The organism is Paenibacillus sp. KS1 (genome assembly GCF_001680695.1).
In the GTDB taxonomy this organism is placed as follows: domain Bacteria; phylum Bacillota; class Bacilli; order Paenibacillales; family Paenibacillaceae; genus Paenibacillus_B; species Paenibacillus_B suaedae.
This window is the reverse complement of the sequence record NZ_MAIS01000231.1, coordinates 1-1,300: the sequence shown is the minus strand read 5'-3', so window position 1 is coordinate 1,300 and position 1,300 is coordinate 1. Positions and strand designations below refer to the sequence as shown.

The 1,300-nt window shown below is 34.8% G+C and carries 2 protein-coding genes; one reads left to right on the top strand and one right to left on the bottom strand.

The annotated features are described in order from the left end of the window. Positions 1-380 precede the first annotated feature (380 nt). The gene (locus BBG47_RS28005) at positions 381-656 is read right to left on the bottom strand and encodes a hypothetical protein (protein WP_065294467.1); all 276 of its coding nucleotides are present in this window, start codon (positions 654-656) and stop codon (positions 381-383) included. A 161-nt stretch (positions 657-817) separates the two neighbouring features. Between BBG47_RS28005 and BBG47_RS28000 the strand changes: the two genes are divergently transcribed. Beyond that, complete coding sequence (locus BBG47_RS28000) at positions 818-1,030, top strand: helix-turn-helix domain-containing protein (RefSeq protein WP_065294466.1); 213 nt, start codon at positions 818-820, stop codon at positions 1,028-1,030. Positions 1,031-1,300 lie beyond the last annotated feature (270 nt).

The following is a 1,300-nucleotide window of genomic DNA, read 5'->3' as shown; positions in this document are numbered from 1 at the left end:
ACGTACCTATGAGGAATTGAAACGCGTAACCATTGCCCCACACTGTAACATGAACTTGGTTTTGAATGTACCTATAAGGAATTGAAATTGGTGATGTCCTAACTCATCTACAACTACACATGTCTTGTATTGAATGTATAGTTTGTATTTTCTTCTGAATTCTCTCTGTTTGCATTTATTCAGAGATCTCTAATTTATCCCTACAAATAGGTGTATTAATTGCTTGATTGCCTAACTGGGGGGATAGATCGTGCCCGAAGCGACGGTTTAAAGATCGATGTCTGTTGAAGATCCGGCGAAGATGAATAAGACAAACAGAGCTTCAAAAGTTACGGAAAATTGAATACAGAAAATAAAAAAAGAGCCAATTGGGCTCTTTTTTAGTGAATTTCGTTTCTCAAATATAAAGCATCTTTAAATCCTCTCAAGTAAACCGTAGGTTCAGAAATATTCTGAAGGGATAACTGTACGTCTTGAAGAAGAAACATAGTATGTTGAAGATCTGCAGAAATTGAGTCTTGCAGTTGTTGAATATATTTGTCACGTTCAGTAGAAAGCTTTATGTAGTAGGCATTGCTTTTTAAAAGATCACCGTACAATGCTTCCAATCGATTTCGTATTAGTGGTTCTACCAACACTTCAAGAGAATCTAACATAAAAGATTATATCCTCCTCTTTATTAACCTTATAGAGTTATTATATGACACTATAGAGTTAGTGTAAAGTTAATTATTATCTTTACAAGGTTAATTTGTAGCTGATTTATTGTATAACTTAAACGTGCGGGCTAATATTAAAGCTATAGGAGGGGACATACATGATAAAGTGTAATATCAGGACTTTAATGGCAGAACATCGGATCGATGATATTACCGAATTAATGAATCGATCAGGACTCAGCAGAAATTCGATTAATAAGTTGTATCGTGAAACGAATATTGAAACTACAAAGATGGAAACTTTAATAAAGCTATGCGATACATTTAACTGCAAGCTTTCTGACTTGATTGAATATGTACCGGAAAAGTGAGAATTGATCTAATAATGAAAAGTAACAGTGACTGGAATTGCGACTGTGAAATTTTGTCGTCGACCTCCAATAGCGTAAAAATTCCGGGGGATCGACGACAAATTGGAATATGGAGATAATAAGTGAGAATCGCAGATTGAATGTGAAAATCTTCGATTTACTGTGTTTGTCTAATTACCCCTTTAAACTTGTATGAAGCAGGAACATTTAGTAAGATTAGCGGAACAGCAGCACTTTTTGGGGTTTTGAATGTACCTATGAGGAATTGAA